Raw genomic sequence first — 2,496 nt, forward strand, 5'->3', positions numbered from 1 at the left:
TGTTGATTGCCACTGAGAACTGACCCGGCGTTTCCACCGAGAATTGACCCGCCTGTTAGGTATGTTTCGGGTCTGCGGTCGTGGTCAAGTTCCTCGTTTTCTCCTTTGTCGTTTTGGTGTCGTGCGCAGAGCTGTTCTTGAAGCGGAAGCTGTCGTTTCCGGTTTCAAGGATGTGGCAATGATGGGTAAGCCGATCGAGCAATGCCGTGGTCATCTTGGCATCACCGAAGACGCTGGCCCATTCGCTGAAGCTGAGGTTCGTCGTGATGATGACGCTGGTTCGCTCGTAGAGTTTGCTGAGCAGGTGGAACAGCATCGCACCGCCCGACGCGCTGAACGGCAAGTAACCGAGCTCATCGAGGATGACGAGATCGGAGTGGACGAGCCGATTGGCGATCTGGCCGGACCGTCCTTGCGCCTTTTCCTGTTCCAGCGCGTTGACCAGCTCGACCGTCGAGAAGAACCGGACCCGCTTATGGTGGTGCTCAATGGCCTGGACACCGATCGCCGTAGCAATGTGCGTCTTGCCCGTGCCGGGACCGCCGACTAGGACAATGTTGTTGGCGTCGTCGAGGAACTCGCAGCGGTGAAGCTGGCGCACGAGCGCCTCGTTGATCTCGCTGCTGGCAAAATCGAAGCCATTCAGATCACGATAGGCAGGAAAGCGGGCGCTCTTGAGCTGATATGCAGTCGACCGCACCTCCCGTTCGGCTGTTTCCGCTTTCAAGAGCTGCGACAGGATCGGAATGGCTCCCTCGAACGCCGGCGATCCTTGCTCCGTCAGTTCGCCGACGGCTTGTGCCATGCCGTGCATCTTCAGTTGCCGCAGCATGATGACGATCGCGCCGCTTGCTGGATTATGACGCATGGCGGGCCTCCGTCTTTCTCAGGGCATCGTATCGTTCGACATTGGCCTTTGGCTCGTTCACGAGCGTCAGGGCTTGCGGCGCATCGATGGTCGGCGGCGTGAAGGATTTGCCGTCGACGAGACGATGCAGCAGGTTCAGCACATGCGTCTTGGTTGGAACGCCGGACTTCAGTGCCATATCGACCGCCGACAGGACGGCCTGTTCATCGTGCTGAAGGACGAGCGCAAGGATATCGACCATCTCCCGATCGCCACCCGGCTTCTTCAGCAGGTATTGCTGCAAGGTCCGGAATGCATCGGGGAGTTCGGCGAACGGTGCGCCATTGCGAAGCGCACCTGGCTTGCGCTGCACGACCGCCAGATAGTGCCGCCAGTCGTAAATCGTCTGTCCCGGCCGATCATGAGATCGGTCAATGACGCGACGATGCTCGCAAACGATTTGTCCTTCTGCGGCGACCACAATACGGTCTGGGTAAACCCGTAGGCTCACCGGCCGATTGGCGAAGGATGCCGGGACGCTGTAGCGATTACGCTCCAGATGCACGAGGCAGGTCGGAGAAACACGCTTGGTGTATTCGACAAACCCATCGAAAGGTCTGGAAACAGGCATAAGCGCGGGTACTTCCTCCGCCCAGATGTCGGCAATGGTGCCGCGCATCTGACCGTGGGGCGTCTTGGCCCAGAACTCCTTGCAACGCTGCTCAAGCCAATCGTTCAGGGCCTCCAGTGATGGAAAGCGCGGGATCGGTTGAAAGAAGCGATGACGCGCATCCTGCACGTTCTTCTCGACTTGTCCCTTCTCCCAGCCGGAAGCCGGATTGCAGAACTCGGGTTCGAACAGGTAGTGGCTGGCCATCGCCTGGAAGCGGACATTGACGTCACGCTCTTTGCCGTGGCCGACCTTGTCGATCGCGGTGCGCATGTTGTCGTAAATGCCACGTCCCGGGATACCTCCGAACACGCGGAATGCATGATTGTGGGCATCGAACAGCATCTCGTGCGTCTGCAGGAGATAGGCCCGCACGATGAAGGCCCGGCTGTAGCTCAGCTTCGTGTGCGCCACCTGTAGTTTGGTGCGCTCATTGCCAATGATGGCCCAATCTTCCGACCAGTCGAATTGGAAGGCTTCACCGGGGTCGAACGCCAAGGGCACATATGTCCCGCGGCCCGTCGTCTGCTGTTCCCGCTGTCGATCATCACGCCATTCCCGAGCAAATGCTGCCACGCGATTGTAGGACCCCTCGTAGCCGAGGCTCACCAGATCGGCGTGCAACTGCTTCATCGTCCGCTTCTGCTTGCGGCCCTTTTTGGATTCCGTCTTCAGCCAGGCCGACAAGCGATCCGCAAATGGATCAAGCTTGCTCGGCCGCTCAGGGACCTTGAACTTCGGCTCCACGCCGTCCAGGCGCAGGTATTTGCGGATCGTATTCCGGGACAGGCCGGTCCTGCGGCAAATCTCCCGGATCGATTGATGCTCTCGAAAATGCCAGCGTCGGATCACGCTCAATAACGCCATGTCGATCACTCCATAGCCCCCGCTGAAAACATGCGAGGGAAGGTTGGAACATGGGTCAATTCTCAATGGAAATATCAGGCCACGCCGGGTCAGTTCTCAGTGGCAATCAACA

General features: G+C 58.9%; 2 protein-coding genes. Both read right to left on the reverse strand.

Annotated elements, in window-relative coordinates; genetic code table 11:
* Nucleotides 1-55 precede the first annotated feature (55 nt).
* On the reverse strand, nt 56-868 hold the full coding sequence (gene istB, locus EP380_RS23330) for an IS21-like element helper ATPase IstB (protein WP_127601220.1): 813 nt from the start codon (nt 866-868) through the stop codon (nt 56-58).
* Nucleotides 858-2,384 (reverse strand): IS21 family transposase, encoded by a 1,527-nt coding sequence (istA, locus tag EP380_RS23335; RefSeq protein ID WP_127601222.1) that lies wholly within the window; start codon nt 2,382-2,384, stop codon nt 858-860. Before istA ends, istB begins: the two co-directional genes overlap by 11 nt.
* Nucleotides 2,385-2,496: the final 112 nt, after the last annotated feature.

Origin of the sequence: Nitratireductor alexandrii (genome assembly GCF_004000215.1) — a bacterium.
GTDB lineage: Bacteria > Pseudomonadota > Alphaproteobacteria > Rhizobiales > Rhizobiaceae > Mangrovimarina > Mangrovimarina alexandrii.